Below are 24,992 nucleotides of genomic sequence, written 5' to 3'. Positions count from 1 at the left end.
TTAAAATTGCTTATTTAACCATTACGTAGGCTTTGTTAGCCGTGATGTAGTGGCCGTTTGATAGTTGAATTCTTGGTGTTCCCTTAGTTGACTTAGCAATTGCTTTAACCGTGTAAGTCTTGCCCTTAGAAACCTTTGAAAGATTACCCGTGAAGTTTGCGGTTGTGTATTGGTAGAAGGCCTTTTTAGCAGTAACCTTTTGACCAGCAGTTACGGAAGTGTAATAGCTTGGTGCCGTCTTTGTACTTGATCCTGAGTACCAGCTAGAAACAGTGGATGAGTCAACGACCTTGTTTAAGTCGACGTTGCCACTAATTCCTGAGACCGATCCTTTACTCGTGTATTGCCATAAGTCGGTGCTGACGTTTGGCTTGTTTGAGTAGTTCGCAATCCATGAGCCATCAAACTTAGAGTAGTTGATGCTGTGGACGGATACGAAGTTTTGGTATGAGTAGTAAACGATAGGCTTGTTGGTCAGTGAACGCATCGTGGTTAACCACGCATTCACGTAAGTTTGTTCCTTACCCTTAACGCCTGGCTTACGCTTTTCGTTATCTAAAACGTAGAACTTGGCGTTTTTGCTGGCTAAGCTATAAAATTGTTTTGCATCAGCTTTGGCATCAGCGACACTATCAAATTCAGCGAAGTCGTATTGGCCAAATGGCACGTTGTACTTGTAAGCGCCGTTTGCGTTTGTATTTCGTTTTGTATCAATCGCGTAATCTGAATCTCCTGGGTTACCATGCTTAACCCGGATGATTACCATTTTGAGTTGCTTTGAGGCCTTTGACCAGTTAATGGAACCTTGCCATTGGGACACATCGGCAATCTTCGTCTTAGCAGCATCCGCACCAGTGGCACCAATAGCTAGAAATGCGAGACCGACAAAGGCACCGGTAATAAGTCGTTTTAATAAAGGTTGTTTCTTCATAAAATGTTTCCTCCCTATGTAATTATATTTACCCCTAGTGTAACGAGAAAATAAAACAAAGTAAAAACAGGGGAATTACAGTCGACTAACAATTGTGTATCAGTCTGTCATGAACTTAATTTTTAAAAAGGGTTGCATTTTATTCTAAATGAGATTATGATGTGAATCATTAAAAACAAATTAAACGACAAGCAATGAAGAATCAAGGATGACGATTTAAGCCATGCAAAGGGAGCGCCAGTTAGTGGGAAGGTGCCATGACTTATATCCAAAAGTTGATTTGAGCTGATAAAAAAATCCGGTGGCCCCGATAACGGTCAAACACATCGCCAAGTGGCCGTGTGTGAGAGGTTGGCGCAAGCCAGCAATTAGGGTGGTACCGCGTTGAAAGCGTCCTTAGTAATTTCGATTACTGAGGGCGTTTTTTATATTTTAAGGAGGTGGTGGCAGTGAAGTCCCAGTTAGCGTTACAAGAGGAACAATCTGATGGTCCGTTACTAAAATTCGAAGGGAAGTACTATTATGACAACAACAATTTACAAGAACGCAAACATTTACAGCTACCGCCAACACAACTTTATCAGGGACGCATGGTTCGCCGTAGATGACGAAACCGGTAAAATTTCTCAAACTGGTGAAGGACGCATCAACATTTCCGCAGATAACACGATTGATGTTCACCATCAATTTGTCATGCCGGGCATCATGAACGCCCACACTCATATCACGAGTGTTCCTCGCGACTTTGCCGACAAGGTTGATGCACGTCATCCATCAACTCGCGAAACCGCAACGATGTACGCCATTCATAACATGCAAGACATGATCGACAACGGGGTTACTTATATTAGAAACGTGGGCGCACCATTTGATGTTGATATTGCCATTCGAGAAATGCAAAAACAAGGATTCATTCAAGGACCGCAAATTAAAGCATCGGGTCAAGCAATTTCGATGACTGGCGGCCATGGTTCAGATGGTGGCTACGAAGTCGATGGCGCCGATGAAATGCGAAAAACAGTTCGAACAGCTATGAAAAATGGTGCCAACAACATTAAGATGATGGTTACTGGCGGTGTTCTAAAGAATGGCGAAACGCCAGATGACATTCAGCTCACATTTGATGAAGTTCGTGCAGGGGTTATTGAAGCGCATCATAAGGGCTTTACGGTTGCCGCTCATGCACAGGGCAATGCGGGAATTAAAGAGGCCGTCAAAGCTGGTGTTGATACCATTGAACATGGCTTTGATATTGATGATGAAACGATTGCCATGATGAAGGAACACGGGACCGCGGTAGTGCCAACATTAAATGCCATGTACGGGATTTATGAATTTGGCGAAGGCACCGTTCCAGACTGGGCGCGTCAAAAGGTCATTGTTAACATTAAGAAACATTTTAAATCAATTGAAAAAGCCGCTAAAGCAGGAATTCCGATCGCAATGGGCACGGATGCAGGAACACCCTATAACGGCTTTAAAGAAGAAAGTGCATACGAGATTCAGCTAGAAGTTGAAAAGGCCCATATGACACCCGCTCAAGCAATTGAATCAGCAACGATTGTTTGTGCAAAGGTCATGCAAGTCGGCGATGAGTACGGAAGCATTGAAACAGGTAAGTTTGCGGACTTTATCATCATGGCCGATAATCCAATCGATGATATCAGTGTCATCCAGCGTGATAAGGACGTTTACCAACACGGCAAACGCGTCCACGCAGTTATCCAAGAAATTGGTGCAGCAGAGGTGGAACCAATCGCTGAGGCTGGCCGTTAATTAGCTAAAATTCACATAGAAAATGAAATGCGTACACATAGCAAAGAAGGGCTTCCCGAAACGGGGAGCCCTTCTTTATGGATGAATTATAGTGCTGACTTTAATTTTTCATTTGTACGATGAATCATCATCAGAACAATTAGGGTCACTAGCAGTAAAACAGCGTTCACCACGAAGGTGCCGCGATAATCGATGATACCGGCAAGCACGGCTCCCATCATCGGGCCAATGACGCTGCCGAATCCCTGGGCAGATTGACTATAGCTAAAGATGGTCCCCACACTTTCTTTGGGGGTCATTTTAATGAGCATTGTCTGAACGCCAGGGAGCAAGGCGGCATCCGCAAGACCAATGATAAAGCGAAGTCCCCAAAGCTGCCAAACGTTTGTGACAATGGCGCTTAGGATGAATACGATAACGCCAAGGCCAAGTGCAATCTTGATAATTCGGGCGGTGCCAATGTGATCGCCAATGTCGCCCAATTTTGCGGCAATGAGAACGGTGGCAAATCCTGGGGTAGCGGCAATGACGCCACTAACCATCGTTATTGGCCCGTGGAAGTGCATGAGTTCGCGGATAAATAGGGTTAGGAAGGGATTAACCATGGTAATTGCCGTTTGAATGATGAGGGTGGTCAGCATCATGCCCCAAATGACGTTTTCGTGTTGGGTGGATGCCATAATCTGTTTGAAACTAAGCTTGGCTTTCTCCTCGGATAAGGGGGTAAAGTGCTCTTTAACTAAGATTAGGCTTAAAAAGAAGACAATCAGCAGTAGAATCCCAGTGATAATGAAGGTGCTGCGGTAGCCCCAAACCGATGCAATTGCGCCACCCAGTAAGGGTCCCAACAAGGTGCCGGAAATGTTGCCAGTCGTTAGGAATCCTAGCGCTTTCCCACTTTGATTTTGGGGAACTTCGGTTGCAATGAGGGCGCTAGCGGAAGGGATATAGCCAGAAAAGAGGCCAATTAGGACTCGAGCAAAGACTAATTGCCAAGTATTTGTGACAAACGCCATGGCTAAGTTGACGACGGCCATTCCAAGCGAGGACCGGAGCAACATTAATTTTCGCCCCTTTTTATCAGCCAAACGGCCCCAAAGCGGTGCAATTAAAGCAGACACTAAGAAGGTTGAGGAATAGGCAACCCCATTCCAAAGGTTGAGCGAATTTTTGCTGAAGTGACCCAACGTGTTGATAAATAACGGTAGAAATGGCATGAGTAGGTTAAACGCAATTCCAGCAATAAAGTTACCCAGCCACAATATGTAAAGATTTCGTTTCCATGGGGTAGCAGTTGTCATCGTGAACGCCCCCTTGTGGTAAAATTTTATTAAAGTCGTTATGACCATTGATTGACAAACTGCTTATAGAAAAATAAGTATGTATTTACCTATATTACCAGCTTATTAGGCGGTCGTATAGGGTTCTTGCCCTTTTTAGTGATTAAATTTGGAGGTGGCGCAATGCCAGTTTTACCAGAAACGTTTTATTTCAAAGGTGGTCCCACAGCTATCCTACTTTTTCATACATTCTCAAGCAGTCCAATCGATGTTCGCTCATTTGCCCAGGACTTGAATAAGGCTGGTTATACTGTTCTCTGTCCCTTATTTAGCGGTCATGGGACGGATGATCCGGAAAACGTCATCACGAATGGTCATCCAGACATGTGGTGGGAGGATGCGTTGGCCGCTTACCAATTGCTGAAACGGGATGGTTACAGTCCAATTGCCGTATTTGGCGAGTCACTGGGTGGGATTTTTGCCCTTAAGTTAATGGAAACTTTTCCAGAGATAAGTTGTGGCGGAACCATCAGCACGCCCCTTTTTCCAGTGGATAAAACGCACGTCAAGGCAAGATTTGTCGAACGGGCTCAGAACTGGTTTCAAAAGGAAAAATTATCGCCAGAGACTATTGCCGAGCGGGTCGGCTGGCTTAGCGAGCATATTTCGGATCAATTGCAGGCAATCAGTACTTATACGGTGGGGATTCATGATGATCTATCAAGCATTAAGCAACCCGTTTTTATTGCTGAAGGAACGGCGGATGAGTTATTAGATCCGAGGATTAATGAACAGCTTGCTACCTACCTAAGGCCGAGCACAAGTGTGACTTTGAAAAAATACGAAGGGGCGCCACACGTCATCACGTATAGTAAGTACCGTCAACAGCTTGCGGCTGACGTCATTGAATTTATTAAAAATAAGGAGTCCTCAAAATGAGCAAATTAACGGAAACGTATGAACTATCAAACGGGGTTAAGATTCCCAAAATTGGTTTCGGAACCTGGCAGGTACCAAATGGTCAGGTTGCCTATGACGCGGTTGCTGAGGCGCTTTCGCAGGGTTACCGTCATATTGATACAGCGTGGCAGTATGGCAATGAGGAAAGCGTTGGACGGGCCATCAGAGATTCCGGATTAAACCGGGAAGATGTTTTTGTGACATCTAAGCTTGCGGCTGCGGCCAAGAGTTATGATGCCGCGATGAAGACGTTTGATGAAACAATGGATCGAATTGGGTTAGATTACCTGGACCTTTATTTAATTCACGCACCATGGCCATGGGATGAAATGGGTGCCGATTATAGTACCCAGAACATTGAAGTTTGGCAAGCCATGGAAGATATTTATAAAACCGGTAAAGTCCGAGCAATTGGCATTTCTAATTTTAACGTTGCCGACCAAAAGAACATTTTAAAACATGCCACAATCATGCCGATGGTGAACCAGATTCAATATTACATTGGCTATACAGAACCAGACATTACTTTTTACGCGCAAGACCATAATATGTTGGTCGAAGCCTTCTCACCTTTGGCCACTGGTTACTTGTTAAATAACGAAGCGGTCAAAGATATTGCAGCACACTATGACGTCTCTGTTGCGCAACTGGCGATTCGATACGTCTTGCAACACGGATTATTGCCCCTTCCAAAGGCAACTAATAGCGCTCACATTGAAAATAATAAACAAGTCGAATTTGAAATTAGTGTTGCCGATATGGCCGTATTAGATAAGTTAAAAGACACAGCTCCCGGTGAAGATCATAACGGTTAAAATTAATGGTAATAATGATTGCTAAAGGCAATGAAACCTGAGTATACTTAGCTTGAAAACTGAGGGGAGTGAGCTAAGTTGAACTGGAAAATCGGGGTTAGTATTTTTGCAGCCGCACTAATGGGCGCTTTAATGACTGTGGGATTTGCAGAAACAGTTCACGCGAAGACGACTAGTCGTGCTGTTACAATCAGTCAAATTAAGACTAAAAAAACAGCCCAAAAATATAAAAAGCAAATTGGGAAAAAGTATGGCATTAACTATGCGTTTCAGACGGGCTACTCTAAGACTCACCGAGTTTACATTTACGACGCGACTCACTCCAAATCAGTCGGCATCAGCTTAAACAGAGCTATGAATGATTGGAATAGCCGACTGGGGAAAAAGCGTTTCTATTTAGGAACAGCTAGTCATCATTCCATTACAATCAAATTTGTCGGGGATGCCCAGACCAAAATTGACGGGGGCATTTCCTGGTGGTTTAATAAATCAAGGACGATTGCAATTTCCCGTGTGTACTATAATACTGAACTTGGTGATATTAGCAGACAGATGAAGAAAAATTATCAACACCAACTTAATCTAGCGCTGTCAATCTCGGATGCCAATTTAATGATTGATAAAGGGATTGCTGGACAAGCGCGCATGGTCGAGTTTAGTCGAATTCTGGAACACGAAATGGGGCATACACTTGGCCTCCTCCATTCGAAGTCTGCTCAGAACCTAATGTATATGGGAATCGGCTATGGCGACATTTATCAATTTGACGACGTGCTTTCAGGGAAAGTTTTCGTCAATTTGGTGACAAATAATGATTTATCGCGGGCAAAAGCCGCAATTAAAATGTATGAGTTACTACATTAATCTTGTTGAATAGGGTGAATTTGAATATGGATAGTCATAATCTTCCTGGCAAAAACGTCATGAAGGGGATTTTTTGGGCAACGGTGGCCTCGACAATGTGGGGAATCTCGGGAACGGTGCTCCAGTTTATCGCACAAGGACAGGCAATTCCAGCAGGGTGGCTGCTTTCGATCAGAACGATTGGGGCTGGCACCATTTTACTGGTGATTAGTTTATTCAAGTACAGAATGGGCATTTTTGATATTTTTAAAAACTGGCATACAATCGGGTGGCTGCTTGCCTACGCCATCTTTGGATTAATGGGAAACCTACTGACTTTTTATATGTCAGTTCAAACGGGAACCGCTGCTGCGGCCACTATTTTGCAGTACCTTAGTCCGCTCTTTATCGTGGTGGGAAGCTTTCTCTTCAAACGAATTATGCCACTACGAAGTGATTTACTGGCGTTCGTTATTTCAATGATTGGGGTTTTCTTGGCGATTACCAAGGGCGATATCAGTCAGTTGTCGATTCCAATGGCGTCCCTATTTTGGGGAATTGGTTCCGGCATAACGGCAGCATTCTACGTTGTTTTACCACGGCCAATCGTTGCCCACCATTCACCTATTTTGGTCCTAGGGTGGGGCACGTTTATCGCTGGTATTTTGTTTAACCTGAATCATCCATTTTGGATGTCAACGCCGCCAATCACGGGAACCTTAGTGGCCTCCGTTTTAACGGTCATCGTGGTTGGAACAATCCTACCGTTTAGCTTACTGTTATATAGTTTAAACTTTGCCCCTTCGGATGTGGTGAGCATTGTGGATGCGGTGCAACCCGTGATGACGTTCATCTTAAGTGTCATTTTCTTGAGTCTCAAGATTTCATTTGTGGAAGTGATCGGATCAGCCATGGTTATTTTGGCAATTTATATTCTGCAGCGTGGAAGAAGTAGTTTGGATAAGGAAATTATTAAGTAGAATGAAAAAGCCAGCTGAAATTTCAGCTGGCTTTTAATGTGCAGATAATTAAGCTTTCTTCAATAACCTAGCGCGATAAACGGCTGGGATTTTTGCTAAATTACTTTTAAGTTCCGTTTCTTGAACCTCTTTTAAATGGTCGACATCAATGATGGTATAGGCAGTGTCGCCCTTTGCGGCATTGCTCATATTTTCAATGTTAATTCCTGAATCGGCAAGGAGGGTCGCAATTTGACCGACCATGTTGGGAATGTTTTTGTGCATTAAAGTTAAGCGATATCTCGTTTTAAAAGGGGCTTGAATGTCAGGTAGGTTGACTGAGTTTTGAACATTTCCAGTTTCAAGAAAGTTCATGATGGTTTGCGCGCCCTGAACGGCTCCGTTTGATTCGGCCTGTCCAGTTGAACCACCAATGTGTGGGGTGATGACAACATCGTCACGATTGAGCAATTTGTCGTCGCCAAAATCGGTAAGAAATTGCGTCAATTGGTGATGATTTAGGGCAGCAAGTGCAGCATCTAAATCAACGATTCCACCACGAGCGTAGTTCAGCAAAACGGCACCGGGTTTCATTTGGGAAATGATGGCTTCATCAAACATGCCGACTGTTTCCTCATTTTTGGGAACGTGAATAGTCACGTAATCGGCGTTTGAAATTGCTGCTTCCAGTAAGTTTGCCCGATGAATTTTGGTTGAAATGCGCCAAGCAGCATCAGCGGATAAGTAGGGATCATAGCCGATGACTTTCATGCCCAGGGTATTTGCAGCGTTGGCGACTAGTGAACCGACGTGGCCGACACCAATGACTGCGAGAGTTTTGCCAGCGAGCTCGGTGCCATTAAACTGAGTCTTTTCTTTTTCTGTTCGGAGTGAAATATCGGCGCCGCTGTTCTTGGCACTAAACGCAGCTGCGGTAAATAGGTTTCGTGAGCTGGCAATTAACAAAGAAATAACCAGTTCTTTAACCGCGTTGGCGTTGCTGCCTGGGGTTGTAAAAACCGCAATACCATTCTGCGTTGTTCTATCCAAAGGGACGTTGTTAAAGCCAGCGCCGCAGCGGGCAATGACCTTTAATTTTTTAGGGAAGGTCGCTTCATGCAAATTGACCGAGCGAATGAGGTAGGCATCTGGTGCTTCTGATTCGTTAATTTGGTAGTCGTCCGTGAATTGATCGAGTCCTGCTTGGGCAATTGCGTTGAACGTTTTAATTTGATACATGGGTAGTGACCTCCTTGTGGTCCTTTTCAAATTGATAGAGAAAATCGATGAGGGCATCGACACCCGCCATCGGCATCGCGTTATACAGGCTCGCACGCAAACCACCAACACTTCGATGTCCCTTCAAGTTTAGTAGGCCAGCGTTAGTTGCCTCCTCAACGAATGCTTGATCCAATTTATCGTGAGTTGTTGAGAACACGATGTTGGTCAACGAACGATCGTCTTTGAAGGCCGGGCAGTTAAATAGGTGAGACTGATCGAGATAGTCGTAAAATTTGCTTGATTTGGCACGATTACGTTTTTCCATTTCATCGACGCCGCCCTGTTCTTTTAACCATTTGAGGACGAGACCGGAAGCGTAAATGGCGAAAACGGGTGGGGTATTCAACATGGAATTCTTGTCCGCGTTCAGTTGGTAATCAAAAATGCTGGGGATGCCATCGACGTGATGCATGAGCTCGTCTTTGATAATGACAATAGTGACGCCTGCTGGGCCAAGATTTTTCTGGGCGCCGGCGAATATCATCCCGAAATCTTTAACGTCATAGCGTTCGCCTAAAAAGTTCGATGACATATCGCCGACGATTGGAATATTTGATTCGGGAACCTCGTGATAAGCGGTGCCCTCAATTGTGTTATTAATAGTGACGTGTAAGTAATCAAACGAGTTTGCTGGAATTGTTTGGTTTAAGCGTGGAAGTTCTCGGTATTTACCACTTTCCGTTGTTGCTAAAGTGGTGACGTGGAACCTTAGTTTTTTGGCTTCAGCACCCGCTTTTGCAGCCCAGTGACCACTATCAAGAAGGGCAATTGAGCGGTGTTTAGTTGCCAGATTCAGGGGAGCGGCAGCAAATTGACCAGTACCGCCACCCTGCAAAAAGAGAACGTGATAATCATCGGGAATCGCCATAAGGTCCTTGATGTTAGCAACGGCATCGGCCATTATTTGCTCAAATTGCTGACTTCGATGAGAGATTTCTAAAATACTCATTCCGGAATTATTCAGTGAAGGTAATTCTCTTTGAATTTGCTCGATAACTGGTTTTGGCATCACTGCTGGTCCTGCTGAAAAATTGTACACTGACATAAAATCGCTCCCGTTCTAAATTAAAAGCCCCCACCGCAAGTGCGATGAGGGCATGGATTTACTCCATTTATAGACTTGATTGTCTGCCCTACCTGGATGAGTGACTCATCTATGCAGGGCATTTTTGGTACAAAAAGCTTAGCCTACATAAATGAGAATGTAGACCAGGAAGAGGCAAGACTTAAATTTTGATTGTTTAATTTAAACATGATAGAACCCCTTTCACTTTCTAATCTAAATCTAACAAATTTCTATTTTGAAGTCAAATTGAATTTCAACTTTATTTTAAAGAGTCAATTTGTTTTTTTAATCTTTGTAATTCTTGGGAGTCAGACTCGGGAGCGGTCATTAGTTGATCATACCTCAGCTGAAGCAGGGGCAGGTCGCTTGGTTTCGCGGCATGAACGGCCGTTTTTTGAGGATCTATCAACTGCTGATCTTGGAATTTGAGCGTTCGACTGACGACCCGTTGACGAAAATCGACGTCATGTGAAACGAGAAGCACTGTGCCCGGATAGGCAATCAAATAGGTAGCTAAGGCATCAAGTGCTTGGCCATCAAGAAAGTTGGTTGGCTCATCCAGAATGAGAAAGTTACTTTCACTGAGCAACACACTGAGTAGCTGCAGTTTTACCCGTTCACCACCGCTTAACTCGTCAATTTGACGCGTATAGAAGGGACTATTAAGTCCAAATGCGCCCATCATTTGGCGGGTACGATCGTAGTCGAGAACGCTTTGCCGCTTCATGAATTCCCAAACGGTTTGGTTTAGCGGTAACTTAGTGATGTCTTGATTGAAATAGCCTACTTTAGCGTGGATAGAAAGGTGCGTATGAGGTTGACCTGCGAGAATAGCCCTTATCAAGGTTGTCTTTCCGATGCCATTCGGCCCAACTAAGGCGACTCGTTCTCCAGGCTTAATTTGAAAAGAACCATTTGTTAAAAGCGCTTTTCCATAGGGTTTTAGCGTTAAATCATTCGCACTCACGACGGTTTTACCAGAAAAGGTGGGGAAATCAGTGGCCATTAGCTTAATAGCAGAGGTTTCGAATGGTTTCTCAACCGAGTTTTGATTCTGCGCCCGACTCAATAGGGCGTGTGCGCCACGCTCCATTTTGCCAGCATTTTGTTCTCTGGCAGATTTAGTTTTGGCCAGCTCCACTCGGCCCATTTTTCGACTCCCACGCCTAATTCTCGCTGCCTTTTCTTTTCTAGACTGAACGGCGAGTTTTAAGTCGTGTTCCTTTTGAGTTTGTCGGTGATACTCGTGAAGTTGATTGGCGTGATTTTGTTTGGTGAGTTGTTCGAAGTTGGCAAGATTACCATCAAGTTGGGTATATTGACCATTTGAGATCGCCCAAATCTTTGTCGCAGTTTGGGTTAAAAAGTGGCGATCGTGAGAAATGACTAATATCAAGCCGTTGAACTGGTTGACCTGCTTAACGAGCCAGTCTTGATGCTGTTAATCCAAGTTAGCGGTTGGTTCGTCCAAAATTAGAATTTCTGGTCTAAGCGCCAAGGCTTCACGAATCTTGGCAATCGTTTCTTGACCACCACTTTTGTCGGTAATTGGGTTCACCTGATGGACGAAGGAAAGGGTGCCTTGAACGGTTCGCTGTCCTTCAAAATCGGTATCCTGCTGGGCAATAATTTTCATTAAAGTTGTTTTACCAGTTCCGTTATTACCAACGATTCCAACGACATCTCCGGTGGTTGCGGTCAGGTCCGTTGCGTCGAATAATGGTTCGCCAGCAACGATTTTTTTAAGATGAGTTAATTTAATTTGTGTCATTTGGTTGTCCCCCTTTAAGGGATCAATTAAGCATTTGAGGGTATACAAAAAGCACACCTTATCAGTAAGCGTGTGCCAACTATTAGACTTAGTCCGCACGCAGTTAATCAATCCCAACACTAAATAAACGGTTATACTCAGCATGTTGCAAAGTATCGTTCTGTTGTTGAAAATGATTAGATGCGCATTGGCCTAAATCCTCCGATTTCTTTATTATCTGTAATATAGCATGTGAAAATAAATCTGACAAGTAGGTTGATACAGGTTGAAATCGAAATGACATCAAAAAGATGATAAAGTTATGAGATAATGACAGAAAGTGATAATGAGGAGTGATCGTTAATTGACTGAATTTTACCTAGTTCGTCACGGCCAAACGAATGCAAATTTGGCAGGAATCAAGCAGGGAATCATTAATGATAAATTTACATACTTAAATGATCGGGGTAAGGAGCAAGCTCGAAATCTACGAACGAAATTTAACATTCAATTTGCGGATCGATTGATTGTGAGTCCATTACATCGAACGATTGAGACCGCAGCGATTCTTAATGAGACGGCAAAATTGCCAGTTAGTTATGACGATCGACTTTTGGAGATTTCGTATGGTATGTGGGATGGACAAAAGAATGCCAATCTTGAAGCAGAGTTTCCCGAAGTCTTCGACCACCATCTGCACGATGTGTTGCCAGCATATGCGCCACTTGCGAATGGCGAAACATTTGAGGCTGTTCAAAAACGCGTTGCCGCATTTACGAAGAGTATGACCAAGAAGTATCCGGATGGGAAACTGATAATCGTGACCCACGGATTTACGGTTAAGGCATTTACGTTGAACGCTTTGCAGCCAGCTGATCCAATGACGTTGCCGGAGCCGGCCAACACGAGTGTGACTAAGCTAACGGTTGAGTCGTTGACGGGAAAGCAATATTTAGAATTTTATAATCAGAGATCATGAGTAGGTGAGATAAAAGGCGGTCAGCTTCCGAGCGTACTTCGCTCCGCTACGATATCGATTGGACTATGTCGAAGTGCGACAGTCCAAGTCGCAACCTAGATTAACGAATAATCCCGTACCTGGATTGTTTGTTAATCGTAGTTAGGCATAGGAAGTTGCCTTTTGGAGCCCGATTAGGAAAAGTAATAGTAAAAAGATGTGGCCGAGACAAAACAAAAGTTTTGTCTCGGCCACTTTTTGCCTGCGGATGAGTAGTGCTCGAAAAGGGGCGTAAGGTATCACACTTCTTACTTATTCAGCCACACCCTCAACGTCAGCAAATACACTTCCAATTCAGGAAACTCAAAATCCTTATAAAGCTGGGCCAAATCATGCAAAATACCCTTTGACCAATTAAACAACTTATCATACTCCTGAATCATATTGGCCTGTTTATCTGTGAACAACTGCTGGAACGCCGCGTGCTTAACAGTTCCATAATGATAACGCATTGTTAGTGTCCAAAGGTAATTGGTAATGTCGACCTGACTGGATTCGTTTAAATCAGAAAAGGCCGCTAAATTTTTAACGCCATCATGAATTTTTGCAATGACCCGTTGTTTTGCAAAAGGTGTTTGCGGAAGATGGTCTTGCTGGCCATTTGTTTGGGAATATAAATCCATCAGGATAAACATAATCCCTTGCTGAATATCATTTTCATGGCCAAAAATCGAAAGCTGATCGAATTCCGGATTTAAAGTAAGTCTGAATGTCTTGGTGAAATCACCAATGACGCTCAAATCTTGATGAAGTGCATTGAGATCAATGTCATAGTAGTCGAGAATCCAACTAGTTGTGACTGGCCTTGGAGAGCTTATTAATAGCCATAAAGTTAGCTCATTTTCTCTATTAATACTGTCTACTGCCATGTTGGTCATCCCCAATCAATTTAATAAAAATGCTTGTGTAACGTTTCACCTTTTATAATGACGCTTTCAAAACGAGGTGTCAAACGAGAAATTTGTTTATTGACAATCAGGCAATTGGTCGGTAATATTAGGTTAATAAATTATGAGAGAAAGGGGGAAACTTCAATGTTAATGCAATGCTGTTGTGAAAATATGTGTTTTGGTTGTGCACAATTTGCGTACGTTAACGCTGAAGTGGACCCTCTTTTTGTGCTTCAAAATTAATTTATTAGCCGTTTGTAACCAACGGATAAATTGATTGATGCAGCTAAGAGACCCTCAAGTGTCGGTGTTCGTGCCGGTATTTGGGGGTCTCTTTCTTGTTCTTGGAGGTGAATAACGCTATGAAAAAAGCGTGTTGTTGCAGGATGTTGAGGGGTTCCATATAGCGAATAAAAAATAAATCAGTCAGAATTGGGGATTAATTATGATAAATATAAAGTGGATAAAGGGTAGTTTAGTTGCAATTGCAGTTGTTGGATTAGGGGCATTTCTGACCGCTTGTGGTAATGAAAGTAGCACAGCAAGTAAGCCACAAGTTCTGAACCTCAGTGCTGAGGCACCACTGCCAACAATTGATTTGGCAAAGGCCACGGGTTATGGACAAACAGGTAACGTCTATGAGAGTTTCTTCCGTTTGGGTAAAAATGGGAAGTCAACAAAGGGACTTGCGAAATCGGCAACTGAATCAAAGGACGGTAAAACCTGGACATTTAAGCTTCGGAACGCCAAATGGAGCAACGGGGACAAGATTACCGCTCAAGATTTTGTCTATTCATGGCGCCGCACATTGACCCCTAGTACAAAATCGCAATATGCTTACCTGTTTGAAGGAATCAAAAATGCAGATAAGATTAATGAAGGGAAATTGAACCCTGATAAATTAGGCATTGAAGCAACTGATAGTAAAACGGTTGTCATTCATTTGGACAAGCCGATTGCCTACTTTAAAATTTTGATGGCATATCCACTATTTGCACCCCAAAATCAAAAAGTGGTCGAAAAATATGGTAAGAAATACGCCACAAAGTCACAGTATATGGTTTATTCCGGACCCTTTAAGATCAAGAACTGGAACGGAACTGGTAACAAATGGTCCTTCGTAAAAAATAATCAGTACTGGGATAAAAAAGCTGTAAAGCTTCAGAAAGTGAACTTCACAGTGGTTTCGAGCCCAACAACTGGACTAGATTTATTCCGTCAAAAGAAGCTTGATTTAACTGAACTTTCAAGTGAACAAGTTAAAAATTACAAAGATGATGCACAGTTCAAATCTTACCCATATTCACAAATCTTCTATTTGAAGTATAATTTCAAAGATCCTGATGCAACGAATCGAAAGGCGCTTAATAACCGAGACATTCGCCGTGCATTCTCTCTTGCAATAGACAGAAAGCAACTGACCAAGAAGGTTCTTGGTGACGGTTCAACCGTGCCTAATGGATTCGTTCCCAGTGGGTTGGCAAGCTACAATGGCGAGGATTTCTCAAAGGGACAAGCTGTGAAAAACACAGTGACGCATAATGAAAAGTTGGCGGCTAACTATTGGAAATCAGGGCTGAAGGCTATTGGGGAAAAGAAGCTTAAGATGACCATTACTGCGGCAAATGATGATCCGTCAACGAGTGCAGTTACCCAGTACCTTAAAGCACAATTTGAAAAGGTATTACCTGGCTTTACTTTAGATATCCAGGCCGTTCCAACGCAAACAGCTAATCAGTACGGTCAAAAGGGCCAATTTGATATTACAATCTCTGGATGGGGTGCAGATTTCAATGATCCAATCTCATTCCTCCAGATTCCAATGACTGGAACGTCATACAATTATGGGAAGTATAGTAATAAGGCCTACGATAAATTAGTCAAAAGAGCCGATGACCAAGATGCCAATAACCCAAGCAAACGTTGGCAAGATTTACTTGAGGCAAGTCGTTTATTTAGTGAAGATCAAGGGATGACCCCTCTTTATCAAAATGAAACGTCATACCTACAACGTTCTGACGTAAAGGGAATTGTGCATAACACCGCTGGAACTCAGTGGAGTTATAAGTACGCCTATATTAATTAAAATTTAATTAGAGCTAATTTGTGCCGCATTGCCGAAAAAGTGATACAGTGGAGTTGTGGAGTTTTTATCTCACAAACTAAATTAAAGAGGCGAATCGCTTATGGCAGGAAAAGTAAGTAAAGCAGATCGTAAAGCTATGATCGAAAAAGCAGAAGAGGAACGCTCAAAGCATCCTCAAAAGCGTACTAAGTCAGGTTTTGCAACGATTGACGAAGAAGCCGACAAACTAGCAAAAGAAAACTAATTGCCAACTAACATTGACTATTGAAAGAGGACTAAATCCATTGGATTTAGTCCTCTTTTTGGCATCATTTAACTTAATTTTCAGTAATTTCCATCAACCAGTTATCACGATCTGACTGCTCTGAAATTTTTTCTGGATTATCAATCAGGTCTTGGTTTCGTTTGACAATGTGTCCTGAAACGGGCGCCTTTAGATTCTCAACGGCCTTGTCGCCCTCTAATTCTACCAGGTCATCATCCGTTTCAATAGAATCTTCAGCTGTTGGATAATCGACAAACGTAATGTTTCCAATATCCTGATAGGCGAATTTCGTCAGGCCAACCAGTGTATTTCCAGAATCCGGATTCTTCCAATACCAGACGCCTTCCTTTTCGGTTGGCTCAAAAGCAGCCGAACGGGATGAGTGACCCGTGAAGAATGATTTTAATTTTGCCCAGAAGCCAGTTTGTTGTGGTGAATTAGTCATTTGTGCGATACTCCTTTGTGAAAAGATATTACCTAAAGTATAACGGATTTTTGCTGAAAGGGAAGCGTTTACTTTTATACGGTGACAAAGTAAACTAAGTGTATTAAATCACGCGTTAATGAGGAGGAAACTCATGTTTTTAATTGATACTAGTCGCAACGGTAAACCCGTTTATGATCCAATCGTCAATCAATCACTCGATAACTATTTAATTAACGATTTAAAGCTGCCAGGCCATGGCCTAATCATGTACATTAACGATCCTGCAGTCATTGTTGGAGTTAATCAGAATGTTTTTGCTGAGGTCAACGTGCCCTATCTTATCGAAAATAAGATTAAATTGGTGCGCCGTTCTTCCGGAGGCGGTGCCGTGTACCATGATCGCGGAAACTTAATTTTTGAGAATATCGTCGTTGGTGAAACAGATGATAATGCCAAATGGGGCGACTATGGCGTGTTCGCGCAACCAGTTTTGGATGCCTTACACGAACTGGGAGCTTCACAAGCAGTTCTGCGCGGGAAGAGCGATTTGGTTATTAATGATCATAAGTTTACGGGGATGACGATGGTGAAAGCCGGCGACGGGTACGCAGCTGGTGGCACCTTGATGTTTGACATGAACATTGACGCCGCAAGCAACGCACTTCACCCCGTTGAAGAAAAGATTCATGGTAAGTGGGTTAAATCAAACCGTAGTAATATCACCAATGTTAAGCCATTTTTAGCAGCTGACTATCAGAAGTTAACTCCGGAAGAATTTCGGGAACAGCTACTACTAAAACTTTTCAAAGTTGACAGCTTAGATCAAATTGAAACGTATCATTTGAGCGAGAAAGATTGGCAGATTATTGATGAGCGGTTGGCTGAAAAGTACAATCAGGATAATTGGAATTTCGGCTCCAATCCAGGATTTAGTCAGTATCGCCGTCAAGCTTTTGATGACAAAGCAATCGTTTTTAATTTTGCGACAGAAAATAATCAAATTAGTAAAATGGCCGTATACGGCGATGTCCTTTCACGGAAGCATGCGGACAAGCTGCAGGACCTATTGACGGGCGTCTCACTAGACGAAACTGCAATTACGCGCGCAATCGATAAGCGGTTCGTGAAGCACGCAATTGGTGAAAATGGCCCAGATCAGCTCGCCAAGCTTATTTTGCAATAGTATAATAGTAAAATAATTAAAATTTGAGGCGATCAAGTGAAGGGCAAGTATGAGGTAACACAGTATATTGGCGTTCCAGTAACGACCGATCAATCCGGACAGTATGTGATTGATGAGGCTGGCTTTAATTTTCATTCTTGGCGAACTGGGAAACATACCAAGGGCAAATTTAAGAAACTGGGACAAGTATTTTTAACTGAAAACAATTTAGAAATTGCGGTCATCAAGACTTTGCCCGTTGCGTTTAAGGATCGCCATGGCTTTACGCCAATGCAGCGGTTTACTTCAGCAGCCATCAGTGATGAAGCACTCAAACTAGCGGAACAACGACTAACAGAAACCGACAAATAGAGAGATTGAGGGTTAAACGATGAGCGAACAATTAAGTAGGGAACAGGTAAATCAAGCGGGTCACTTAGCCATTGATGGTGTAGATGCCCTTGATTTGGCCAAGCAATACGGGACACCATTAGTAGCATACGACGTGACTGCAATTCGGGATCAGATTCATCGATTCAGATCCGTTTTTGAACAAAATAAGGTGGATTACGCGGTTAGTTACGCCAGCAAAGCCTTCGCAACCATTGCAATGTATCAATTAATTGCGCAAGAGCATGGCCACATTGATGTTGTCTCCGGCGGCGAACTCTACACAGCGATGAAAGCAAATTTCCCGATGCAAAGTGTCAGCTTTCATGGTAATAATAAGCCGACTGCTGAGCTTGAAATGGCGGTTGATCAGCACGTTGGCGTCATCATGCTGGATAACTTTCACGAAATTAAGCTGTTGTCAGCAATTTTGGCAGAGAAATCAGCTGAAATAAACGTTATGCTCCGTGTAACCCCTGGGATTTCTGCCCATACGCACGAGTACGATCAAACTGGCCAAGAAGATAGTAAGTTTGGTTTTGATATTAAATCTGGTCAGGCGCAGGACGCTTTGAAACAAGTTCTTGCTGAACCACGGATGAACATGCTTGGCGTTCACGCACATATTGGGTCTCAGATTTTTGAAGTGAACGGGTTCGTCATGGCAGCCAACAAATTGGTCGACACCGTGGCAGATTGGCATGATGAATTGGGTTACGAACCCAAGGTGATCAATGTCGGTGGCGGTTTTGGAATTCGTTACACTGAAACGGACGATCCAATTGCACCAGAAGACTTTGTGGACGCAATTGTGAAGGCCGTAAAGGTTCGTACGACTGAACGCCAGTTGGCCACGCCTGAAATTTGGATTGAGCCCGGTCGCTCAATCGTGGGTCCCGCTGGATATTCCCTTTATACGATTGGTTCCCGCAAAGACGTTCCCGGTATCAAGCCTTACGTTGCTGTGGATGGCGGAATGGGTGATAACATTCGACCCGCGCTTTATCAGGCAGAATATGAAGCGGTGCTGGCAAATAATCCATTAGCCAAACCCGTTGAAACGGTTAGAATTGCTGGAAAATATTGTGAGTCAGGAGATATTTTAATTCAAAATCAACCACTTCCTGAAACGAAGGCTGGGGATGTGATTGCCATTTTAGATACAGGGGCTTACGGGTATTCAATGGCCTCAAACTATAATCGTAATCCGCGACCAGCCGTGGTATTCGTTGAAAAAGGCAAAGCAAAACTAGTTGTTGAACGAGAAAGTTTTGATGATTTAGTAAGATTAGATAAAAAATTGTAAAGAGAAAGGTCATGACGCCCAACCACGTCATGACCTTTATTTGTACTGTGTTAGGTTCTTATTTCACAAAATAAGCGCCCTTATAATCCGCAGACACACCCGTTGAGTTGAAGACAACGCCATTCAAATGCGGATTAACTAAGTATGAGTGGACTTGCTGATAAAGCGGGGTCACACCCTGATCCTTCATCAAAATTTCATCGGCTTTTAGCATCGTGTTCCAACGTTGACTAGCGTCATTGTCGGAATTACTGATGGCTGATAAGACAAGCTTGTCGTATTCCTTATTTGTCCAGCCACCATAATTATAGGGATTGCGCGAGGACATAATCTGAAGAAATGAGATTGGATCCGAAAAATCGGCGCCCCAACCAGAAATCATGAGATCTGCATTTCCCGATTTAAAGGTGTTAGTGACCGCTTCTGTGGTTGGTTCAAAATTAAATTTGATGGTTAATCCCGGCAGATTATTTTCAAGCTGTTCCTTCAAGTTAGTTGCCAGAAGGTGATTCAATTGGGAATTAACCACGACAATTTTAATGGTTGCTGATTTTCGATTGAGCTGGTTGAGTGCATTTTGCCACTCAGTCTTTGCCTTCTTGGTTGAACCGGTTACGGTGCTAGAAGCACGCTGGACACCCGCAAAATCAGCACCAGATTTCACTTCTCGGCTTAGACCAGTTGTGACAAAGCCACGTGGTGCTAAAGAAACATTTTGTAGGCCGTCGTAGATTAATTTCTTTCGATCTATGGCGTGGGACAAAGCTAGTCGAAAGTCTTTGTTATTGAGTAACTGACGCTGACTACCCGTCGAATTTCTGAAATTATACGAGAGAAACATCATCATTGAGTAAGGGCGAATCGTATAATCCATTCGTCTAAAGTTATTTTTGATTTGTCTGCCAATTAGTTCGACTGAATCTAATTTTTGGTCCCTGTACAAAGATAGCGACCTAGAGGGACTCGAAATGGTTCTGATTGATATTTTGGAAAGATAAACGTGCTTTCGGTCCCAATAGTAAGGATTAGGGACAAGGGTCCGCGACTGGTCGCCTTTTTTCCAGTTAATGAGCTTGAACGGCCCAGAATAGACTTGGTTACTGGCAGTTGATGCAAAGCGGGATCCACTTTTTTTGATGATTTCGGCATTTTGCGGGGCAAAAAGTGGGTAAGCCATCAGCGATTGAAAATAGATAATTGGGTGTTCCAAATTTACCACTAAGGTTCGCTTACCCTGCGCTTTGACGCCAAGCCGGTTGACCGACATATGGTGGTGGGCAATGGCAGCAGCATTTTTGATTCCAATGAATAAATCTGTATAATCAGATTTAGTTTCAGAATGTAGCGTTCGTTTCCATGAATAGACGAAATCCTGCGCTGTAATGGCTTGACCATTACTCCAGCGAGCATTCTTCCTAATTGTGAACGTGTAGCGCCTACCATTGTTAGAGATGGCCGTTTTACTTGCCAAACCAGGATCGATGCTGCCACTTTCGCCCTGACGGTAAAGGCCCTCAGTAGAATTAGCAAGCTTACCAAACCCGGTTGCCTTTGAAATATCAATGGTGTCTAATGGTTTGGTTTCGGAAATGTTAAGGACCTGTCTTTGGGTCATTACGCCCTTATCGTCAGTCTTTTGTTGAGGCTTTTCGGGAGCGGCGGTACACCCCACAATAAATAAACTCACACTCAAAAATACGATGCTCATTAAAATGCGACGTTGGTGCATCTTCACCACCCCTTTACGAATGTTCTCCTAAGTTTGATAATAGGGGACAGAATAAGGCGTGTCAAGCTTGTAGCCACGGGAAACGAGGTGTTCCTTGAAAAAAGGAGAATTGACAACGGGTCAGTTTGCTAAAATGGTCAATTTGACCAAAAGCGAACTTGCCCATTTAGATGAAATTGATTTGTTTAGTCCAATTAAAAGGGACAAAAATGGCAATAAACGATATCGCGTTGAACAGTTGGTAATCGCTGAATTAATTCAACAATTGATGACCGTGGGCGTTTCACCGGCGGAAATTAAATTGCAGAGAAATCGGAATGTTGGCGAATTAAAAACCTACTTCGAGAAAAAAGTCCTCGAAATAGCGCAACAAATTCAAACGTTAACTGAGACGAAGCAGCGATTGATTGACTTAAGTTCCGCACCGGTTGCAAACGAAAACTTTGTAATTGAAGCCAAACAGACACGGTACTTTCAGCAGGTGACGGATGATGAACAAGTTACCCTAGCAGATGTTAGCCAGCTGTTTGCGCAAACAACAAATGATTCAGCAAGGCAAGTGACGAGCGCCTCACGGAAAACGAGTGAAACAATTGAGCTTCCAGCAGGCAATTACTTAATAGAAACGTTTGTTGGCATCGATCATTTGGTAGAAGCCATAGACGAGCTAACAAGGCATGCAGTCCACCTCGGGTTGAGTTTAGTTTCTGACATTCTTGAACAAGTGGTGCCAACCAATCCTGCCGACGATCAATTAAACGATGTGATTATCACACTAGAAGCCAAAGTGGAGGAAAATAAGTGATCAACTGGTCCAAAAATAGAATAGCAGCTTTTCAAGACACTCTTTTAGCTTGGTACGATCAAGAAAAACGGCATCTACCATGGCGTCAAGATCATGACCCATATCACGTCTGGATTTCGGAAATCATGTTGCAACAAACGCAGGTTAAGACGGTGATTCCGTATTATGAGCGGTTTATGAAGCGATTCCCGACGATTGAGGCTTTAGCAAACGCGGCCGAAAATGATTTAATGAAAATGTGGGAAGGACTCGGGTATTATTCACGAGCTAGAAATTTACAAAAAGCCGCCAAACAAGTTGTGTTTGATTACGAAGGTAAATGGCCTAATACGGCGGTTGGATTGCAAAAATTAGCCGGAATTGGGCCGTATACGGCTGGTGCAATTGCTAGTATTTCGTTTGGTGAAGTTGTGCCTGCAATCGATGGGAATGCGTTTAGAGTGTTTGCCAGGCTGCTTGAAATTGATGCGGACATTGCCAAGCCCCAAACGCGGCACCTATTTGAAGAAATTCTGCAACCGATTGTCTCACCAACCCGGCCCGGCGATTTTAATCAGGCAATCATGGATTTGGGCTCGTCCTACATGAGTGCTGCAAATCCAGATTCGGCGCATTCACCCGTTCGAGCATTTAATCAAGCTTATTTGGATGGGGTTGAGGAAAGTTATCCGGTTAAAACGAAAAAGCCTCGGCCCGTGTTAAAGCGAAAATTTGGCTTAGTCATCGAGGTAGCTACCAGCGTTTTACTGACAAAGCGGCCAAGTAAGGGGATGCTAGCTGATTTATGGGCATTTCCGCTCATTTCCGAAGAAACGGTGACGGAATTCTTAGAGAAACAGCCTAAATTAACTATTGTAGAGGCTTTGAATCAGATAGTGGCAGACGAGTATGGGCTAAAGGTTCAATTTGATGATGCTGATGTGAAGGACGTGACCCATACCTTTACGCATCAAAAATGGCAAATTAAGCTTTACAGAGCTGAGCTTCAAAAGGCCCCAGACTTAAGCAATTTCCCGGGAAAATTAGTTTCCCAAACGGATTTAAATGACTTACCCATTCCAAAAGTTCAAGTTAAATTGTTTGCAGCTTTTGATAAAGAACGAGTAAATAGATGACCCTTTGAGGATTGATGTGTATAATTAAGCCAACAACTTAGGACAAACGGAAGAAGGAATCTAGATGAACACACTGTTTGATGTCTTGAAGATGACAACAATTGACCATCAAAATTTGACGATAAACCGGATTCTGATTACCGACACGGAGGGGAAGCCAAACGCAATTATGACGGAGCTCTTTCACGATGTAATCAATAAGATTAGGCTGTTTATTGATTTTTCGAGTGCGGATTCTGCAGATTCACTCATCATGGAACTTAGTGTACACACACCGCTACCAGATGAGGTTCTTTCCGAATACCAAAAAATTTTGACGGAGCCGTTATTGGGGATTAATTTTGCGGCGCGTAAAGGTGAAATTGAATTAATCGTAAAATAAAACGCTTGGAATTAAAATTCCAGGCGTTTTTTGGTTGCTATTCAAATGAAATATCCATTGGCACTGATCCCTCTAATGAAGAGTGAACGGTACATTGGCGAACGACCTCGTTCAAAAATGTTTGCTGGTCAACTGGATCTAAATTCGTTTCAGACTTAATTTTGATATCGATATGGGTTACTTTTGAACTTTGATCGGCGTAGGTGGTTGTTTCACCATGAACGTCTACATTAAAGCTTTTGATTGTTAGGGAGTCTTCCCGATTTTCGATGTCGCGTGCAGTTGCCCCCATACAGCTCCCTACGGCTGCCAATAGATATTGTACAGGATTGGGAGCAGCATCGGTTCCCTTTGCCGCTACCGGCTCGTCTGATAGGAAAGAATGGATACCCAGCTTGTTAATGACCTGACTTCCGATTGGACGAAGCGTTGAATGAACAATGTATTTTCCCAAAATAAAAACCTCCAATAATTTGACGCTTTGTTGTATTCGCAACAATAAAGCAATCATGATATACTAACTTCTAGAAAAAGAAGGGTTGGTGTAATTATGGCAGATTTTGACGTAAAAAGCTTTGATGAGCTCACCACTAAAGAATTGTTTTTAATTTATGAACTACGTGTGAAAGTCTTTGTCGTTGAACAAACTTGTTACTATCAGGAAGTGGATCGTGATGATCTGATTTCAAAGCATTTTTTTGCGAAAGATGCTGATGGCAATATCATTGCTTATGCCCGCTTGATACCGGCTGAAGAGGGTAAAGTCGTTCACTTTGGTCGAGTCGTTGTGGCTCCGGAAGCTAGAAAAGGTGGTTTAGGACGAGAACTAGTCACAAAATTGTTAGCAGAAATTCCCAAGCAGTATCCGGGAACAACCACGATTCTTGCTCAAGCCCAAGCTTACCTACAAAACTTTTACGAAAGTTTCGGATTGAAAGCAATTAGCAAAGTATACCCAGTTGACGGCATTCCGCACCTTGATATGCAAAAAAATATCGATTAATTTTAAGCTGATTAAAGAATAAGGGTTGCTATTTAACGAAATAGCTGTTATTCTATGGTTAATGTATTTATGCTTCGGAATAAAGGTACAACGTTCTATTTAAGAATGGCTCCTTTTTCAAAAGTTTCAAATGCAAATAAATTAGCGCAATAGCGCAACGGAGGTTTCATTCTTATGGAACAAGGTACAGTTAAATGGTTCAACGCAGATAAAGGTTACGGCTTCATTACTTTAGAAAACGGCTCAGATGTATTCGTACATTTCTCAGCTATCAACTCTGAAGGCTTCAAGACTCTTGAAGAAGGCCAACATGTTACCCTTGACGTCGAAGACGGCGATCGTGGCCCACAAGCTGCTAACGTAACTGTTGCTTAATTAACTTAAATGTTAAGCGGGAAGACTTACCATTCGTGGTAAGTCTTTTTTTGTATTTTTTAAGTTGAATTATGAGAAAAATAAAGATAACAAATTTTGATTTAATGGTTGACAGTGGGACATAAACTGGTTAAGATTAGTTTTAAATTAAAACGCTATGAGAAAGTTGAGTAGTTATTATCATTTTTTAAGCGAGCTTCGGTTGGTGAGAGGAAGCAAAATATAATGACGAAAATCCCTTTTGAGCGATGTAGTGAACTAATAGTAATCTACACTGGGCACACCCATTATCGTGTTAGCGTATCGCAGTATTCTGCTGTACGTGATGAGGCTATTTCAGTAATGGAATAGCGATATAAGGTGGTACCGTGCAAAGCA

26 protein-coding genes and 1 other annotated feature (1 of these 27 only partly in view) are annotated in these 24,992 nt (G+C 42.8%); of the genes, 16 read left to right on the top strand and 10 right to left on the bottom strand.

Going from position 1 to position 24,992, the window contains the following annotated elements; all coding sequences use genetic code 11:
- Positions 1-10 precede the first annotated feature (10 nt).
- On the bottom strand, positions 11-931 hold the full coding sequence (locus tag FGL90_RS03145) for a GH25 family lysozyme (RefSeq protein WP_147656827.1): 921 nt from the start codon (positions 929-931) through the stop codon (positions 11-13).
- A gap of 522 nt (positions 932-1,453) precedes the next feature.
- Here FGL90_RS03145 and FGL90_RS03140 point away from each other — a divergent pair.
- Positions 1,454-2,707: a metal-dependent hydrolase family protein gene (locus FGL90_RS03140; protein ID WP_010619340.1), complete on the top strand. Its 1,254-nt coding sequence runs from the start codon at positions 1,454-1,456 to the stop codon at positions 2,705-2,707.
- An 86-nt stretch (positions 2,708-2,793) separates the two neighbouring features.
- Here FGL90_RS03140 and FGL90_RS03135 read toward each other — a convergent pair whose 3' ends face one another.
- A complete protein-coding gene (locus FGL90_RS03135) occupies positions 2,794-4,008 on the bottom strand; it encodes an MFS transporter (RefSeq protein ID WP_147656825.1) in 1,215 nt (404 codons plus the stop codon).
- A gap of 162 nt (positions 4,009-4,170) precedes the next feature.
- Here FGL90_RS03135 and FGL90_RS03130 point away from each other — a divergent pair, with 162 nt between their 5' ends.
- From FGL90_RS03130 to FGL90_RS03115, 4 genes are all read left to right on the top strand, one after another.
- Entirely contained in the window at positions 4,171-4,926 is a 756-nt protein-coding gene (locus FGL90_RS03130) for an alpha/beta hydrolase (protein ID WP_147656823.1), read from the top strand.
- Positions 4,923-5,762, top strand: a complete 840-nt coding sequence (locus FGL90_RS03125; protein ID WP_147656821.1) for an aldo/keto reductase — start codon at positions 4,923-4,925, stop codon at positions 5,760-5,762. Before FGL90_RS03130 ends, FGL90_RS03125 begins: the two co-directional genes overlap by 4 nt.
- 78 nt (positions 5,763-5,840) lie before the next feature.
- Positions 5,841-6,626: a matrixin family metalloprotease gene (locus FGL90_RS03120; RefSeq protein ID WP_147656819.1), complete on the top strand. Its 786-nt coding sequence runs from the start codon at positions 5,841-5,843 to the stop codon at positions 6,624-6,626.
- A 26-nt stretch (positions 6,627-6,652) separates the two neighbouring features.
- A complete protein-coding gene (locus FGL90_RS03115) occupies positions 6,653-7,585 on the top strand; it encodes a DMT family transporter (protein WP_147656817.1) in 933 nt (310 codons plus the stop codon).
- Between the two features lie 48 nt (positions 7,586-7,633).
- Here FGL90_RS03115 and FGL90_RS03110 read toward each other — a convergent pair whose 3' ends face one another.
- From FGL90_RS03110 to FGL90_RS10470, 4 genes are all read right to left on the bottom strand, one after another.
- Positions 7,634-8,803 (bottom strand): phosphoglycerate dehydrogenase, encoded by a 1,170-nt coding sequence (locus FGL90_RS03110; protein WP_010619346.1) that lies wholly within the window; start codon positions 8,801-8,803, stop codon positions 7,634-7,636.
- Positions 8,790-9,890, bottom strand: coding sequence for a 3-phosphoserine/phosphohydroxythreonine transaminase (gene serC, locus FGL90_RS03105; RefSeq protein WP_010619347.1), 1,101 nt, complete (start codon positions 9,888-9,890; stop codon positions 8,790-8,792). The genes FGL90_RS03110 and serC overlap by 14 nt, the downstream gene beginning before the upstream one ends.
- 280 nt (positions 9,891-10,170) lie before the next feature.
- Positions 10,171-11,307, bottom strand: coding sequence for an ATP-binding cassette domain-containing protein (locus FGL90_RS03100; protein ID WP_225423048.1), 1,137 nt, complete (start codon positions 11,305-11,307; stop codon positions 10,171-10,173).
- A gap of 45 nt (positions 11,308-11,352) precedes the next feature.
- The gene (locus tag FGL90_RS10470) at positions 11,353-11,682 is read right to left on the bottom strand and encodes an ATP-binding cassette domain-containing protein (RefSeq protein WP_225423047.1); all 330 of its coding nucleotides are present in this window, start codon (positions 11,680-11,682) and stop codon (positions 11,353-11,355) included.
- Positions 11,683-12,025: 343 nt separating this feature from the next.
- Between FGL90_RS10470 and FGL90_RS03095 the strand changes: the two genes are divergently transcribed.
- A complete protein-coding gene (locus FGL90_RS03095; RefSeq protein ID WP_147656815.1) occupies positions 12,026-12,640 on the top strand; it encodes a histidine phosphatase family protein in 615 nt (204 codons plus the stop codon).
- 287 nt (positions 12,641-12,927) lie between these two features.
- Here FGL90_RS03095 and FGL90_RS03090 read toward each other — a convergent pair whose 3' ends face one another.
- Positions 12,928-13,548, bottom strand: coding sequence for a hypothetical protein (locus tag FGL90_RS03090; RefSeq protein ID WP_010619350.1), 621 nt, complete (start codon positions 13,546-13,548; stop codon positions 12,928-12,930).
- 466 nt (positions 13,549-14,014) lie between these two features.
- Between FGL90_RS03090 and FGL90_RS03085 the strand changes: the two genes are divergently transcribed.
- Together FGL90_RS03085 and FGL90_RS10385 are read left to right on the top strand one after the other, a co-directional pair.
- A complete protein-coding gene (locus FGL90_RS03085) occupies positions 14,015-15,655 on the top strand; it encodes a peptide ABC transporter substrate-binding protein (RefSeq protein WP_147656813.1) in 1,641 nt (546 codons plus the stop codon).
- Between the two features lie 100 nt (positions 15,656-15,755).
- A complete protein-coding gene (locus FGL90_RS10385; protein ID WP_010619352.1) occupies positions 15,756-15,899 on the top strand; it encodes a hypothetical protein in 144 nt (47 codons plus the stop codon).
- 73 nt (positions 15,900-15,972) lie between these two features.
- On the opposite strand, the gene FGL90_RS03080 is transcribed toward FGL90_RS10385, so the two are convergent.
- Positions 15,973-16,365: a glycine cleavage system protein H gene (locus tag FGL90_RS03080; RefSeq protein WP_147656811.1), complete on the bottom strand. Its 393-nt coding sequence runs from the start codon at positions 16,363-16,365 to the stop codon at positions 15,973-15,975.
- Positions 16,366-16,498: 133 nt separating this feature from the next.
- On the opposite strand from FGL90_RS03080, the gene FGL90_RS03075 reads away from it, so the two are divergent.
- Genes FGL90_RS03075 through lysA form a run of 3 tightly spaced genes read left to right on the top strand, consistent with a single transcriptional unit; the run spans position 16,499 to position 19,205 of the window.
- Entirely contained in the window at positions 16,499-17,530 is a 1,032-nt protein-coding gene (locus tag FGL90_RS03075) for a lipoate--protein ligase (RefSeq protein WP_147656809.1), read from the top strand.
- Between the two features lie 36 nt (positions 17,531-17,566).
- Positions 17,567-17,881 (top strand): DUF7671 family protein, encoded by a 315-nt coding sequence (locus tag FGL90_RS03070; protein WP_147656807.1) that lies wholly within the window; start codon positions 17,567-17,569, stop codon positions 17,879-17,881.
- Between the two features lie 19 nt (positions 17,882-17,900).
- Positions 17,901-19,205 carry a diaminopimelate decarboxylase gene (gene lysA / locus FGL90_RS03065; RefSeq protein WP_010619356.1) on the top strand — a complete coding sequence of 435 codons (1,305 nt, stop codon included), beginning with the start codon at positions 17,901-17,903 and terminating at the stop codon, positions 19,203-19,205.
- Positions 19,206-19,263: 58 nt separating this feature from the next.
- Here the strand turns inward: lysA and FGL90_RS03060 are convergent, their stop codons facing one another.
- Positions 19,264-20,934 (bottom strand): peptide ABC transporter substrate-binding protein, encoded by a 1,671-nt coding sequence (locus FGL90_RS03060; protein WP_147656805.1) that lies wholly within the window; start codon positions 20,932-20,934, stop codon positions 19,264-19,266.
- Between the two features lie 94 nt (positions 20,935-21,028).
- On the opposite strand from FGL90_RS03060, the gene FGL90_RS03055 reads away from it, so the two are divergent.
- The 3 genes from FGL90_RS03055 (at position 21,029) to FGL90_RS03045 (ending at position 23,236) form a co-directional block, all read left to right on the top strand.
- On the top strand, positions 21,029-21,739 hold the full coding sequence (locus FGL90_RS03055; protein ID WP_010619358.1) for a MerR family transcriptional regulator: 711 nt from the start codon (positions 21,029-21,031) through the stop codon (positions 21,737-21,739).
- Complete coding sequence (gene mutY / locus FGL90_RS03050) at positions 21,736-22,854, top strand: A/G-specific adenine glycosylase (protein ID WP_010619359.1); 1,119 nt, start codon at positions 21,736-21,738, stop codon at positions 22,852-22,854. The genes FGL90_RS03055 and mutY overlap by 4 nt, the downstream gene beginning before the upstream one ends.
- Positions 22,855-22,918: 64 nt before the next feature.
- Positions 22,919-23,236: a hypothetical protein gene (locus FGL90_RS03045; RefSeq protein ID WP_147656803.1), complete on the top strand. Its 318-nt coding sequence runs from the start codon at positions 22,919-22,921 to the stop codon at positions 23,234-23,236.
- Positions 23,237-23,273: 37 nt separating this feature from the next.
- On the opposite strand, the gene FGL90_RS03040 is transcribed toward FGL90_RS03045, so the two are convergent.
- On the bottom strand, positions 23,274-23,690 hold the full coding sequence (locus tag FGL90_RS03040) for an OsmC family protein (RefSeq protein ID WP_029327511.1): 417 nt from the start codon (positions 23,688-23,690) through the stop codon (positions 23,274-23,276).
- Positions 23,691-23,786: 96 nt separating this feature from the next.
- Between FGL90_RS03040 and FGL90_RS03035 the strand changes: the two genes are divergently transcribed.
- Together FGL90_RS03035 and FGL90_RS03030 are read left to right on the top strand one after the other, a co-directional pair.
- The gene (locus tag FGL90_RS03035; RefSeq protein WP_010619362.1) at positions 23,787-24,239 is read left to right on the top strand and encodes a GNAT family N-acetyltransferase; all 453 of its coding nucleotides are present in this window, start codon (positions 23,787-23,789) and stop codon (positions 24,237-24,239) included.
- Positions 24,240-24,413: 174 nt separating this feature from the next.
- Positions 24,414-24,614 (top strand): cold-shock protein, encoded by a 201-nt coding sequence (locus FGL90_RS03030; RefSeq protein ID WP_010619363.1) that lies wholly within the window; start codon positions 24,414-24,416, stop codon positions 24,612-24,614.
- Positions 24,615-24,762: 148 nt separating this feature from the next.
- Positions 24,763-24,992: a binding site (T-box leader), on the top strand (it continues 8 nt past the right edge of the window).

The sequence above is a fragment of the Secundilactobacillus malefermentans genome (assembly GCF_008033155.1).
GTDB lineage: Bacteria > Bacillota > Bacilli > Lactobacillales > Lactobacillaceae > Secundilactobacillus > Secundilactobacillus malefermentans.
This window is presented reverse-complemented; position numbering and strand designations above follow the sequence as displayed.

Bases quoted from the DNA above. Each gene is read 5' to 3' on its own strand.
- FGL90_RS03145 (WP_147656827.1), bottom strand. From the start codon at position 931: ATGAAGAAACAACCTTTATTAAAACGACTTATTACCGGTGCCTTTGTC.
- FGL90_RS03140 (WP_010619340.1), top strand. From the start codon at position 1,454: ATGACAACAACAATTTACAAGAACGCAAACATTTACAGCTACCGCCAA.
- FGL90_RS03135 (WP_147656825.1), bottom strand. From the start codon at position 4,008: ATGACAACTGCTACCCCATGGAAACGAAATCTTTACATATTGTGGCTG.
- FGL90_RS03130 (WP_147656823.1), top strand. From the start codon at position 4,171: ATGCCAGTTTTACCAGAAACGTTTTATTTCAAAGGTGGTCCCACAGCT.
- FGL90_RS03125 (WP_147656821.1), top strand. From the start codon at position 4,923: ATGAGCAAATTAACGGAAACGTATGAACTATCAAACGGGGTTAAGATT.
- FGL90_RS03115 (WP_147656817.1), top strand. From the start codon at position 6,653: ATGGATAGTCATAATCTTCCTGGCAAAAACGTCATGAAGGGGATTTTT.
- FGL90_RS03110 (WP_010619346.1), bottom strand. From the start codon at position 8,803: ATGTATCAAATTAAAACGTTCAACGCAATTGCCCAAGCAGGACTCGAT.
- serC (WP_010619347.1), bottom strand. From the start codon at position 9,890: ATGTCAGTGTACAATTTTTCAGCAGGACCAGCAGTGATGCCAAAACCA.
- FGL90_RS10470 (WP_225423047.1), bottom strand. From the start codon at position 11,682: ATGACACAAATTAAATTAACTCATCTTAAAAAAATCGTTGCTGGCGAA.
- FGL90_RS03090 (WP_010619350.1), bottom strand. From the start codon at position 13,548: ATGGCAGTAGACAGTATTAATAGAGAAAATGAGCTAACTTTATGGCTA.
- FGL90_RS03085 (WP_147656813.1), top strand. From the start codon at position 14,015: ATGATAAATATAAAGTGGATAAAGGGTAGTTTAGTTGCAATTGCAGTT.
- FGL90_RS10385 (WP_010619352.1), top strand. From the start codon at position 15,756: ATGGCAGGAAAAGTAAGTAAAGCAGATCGTAAAGCTATGATCGAAAAA.
- FGL90_RS03080 (WP_147656811.1), bottom strand. From the start codon at position 16,365: ATGACTAATTCACCACAACAAACTGGCTTCTGGGCAAAATTAAAATCA.
- FGL90_RS03075 (WP_147656809.1), top strand. From the start codon at position 16,499: ATGTTTTTAATTGATACTAGTCGCAACGGTAAACCCGTTTATGATCCA.
- lysA (WP_010619356.1), top strand. From the start codon at position 17,901: ATGAGCGAACAATTAAGTAGGGAACAGGTAAATCAAGCGGGTCACTTA.
- FGL90_RS03060 (WP_147656805.1), bottom strand. From the start codon at position 20,934: ATGCACCAACGTCGCATTTTAATGAGCATCGTATTTTTGAGTGTGAGT.
- FGL90_RS03045 (WP_147656803.1), top strand. From the start codon at position 22,919: ATGAACACACTGTTTGATGTCTTGAAGATGACAACAATTGACCATCAA.
- FGL90_RS03035 (WP_010619362.1), top strand. From the start codon at position 23,787: ATGGCAGATTTTGACGTAAAAAGCTTTGATGAGCTCACCACTAAAGAA.
- FGL90_RS03030 (WP_010619363.1), top strand. From the start codon at position 24,414: ATGGAACAAGGTACAGTTAAATGGTTCAACGCAGATAAAGGTTACGGC.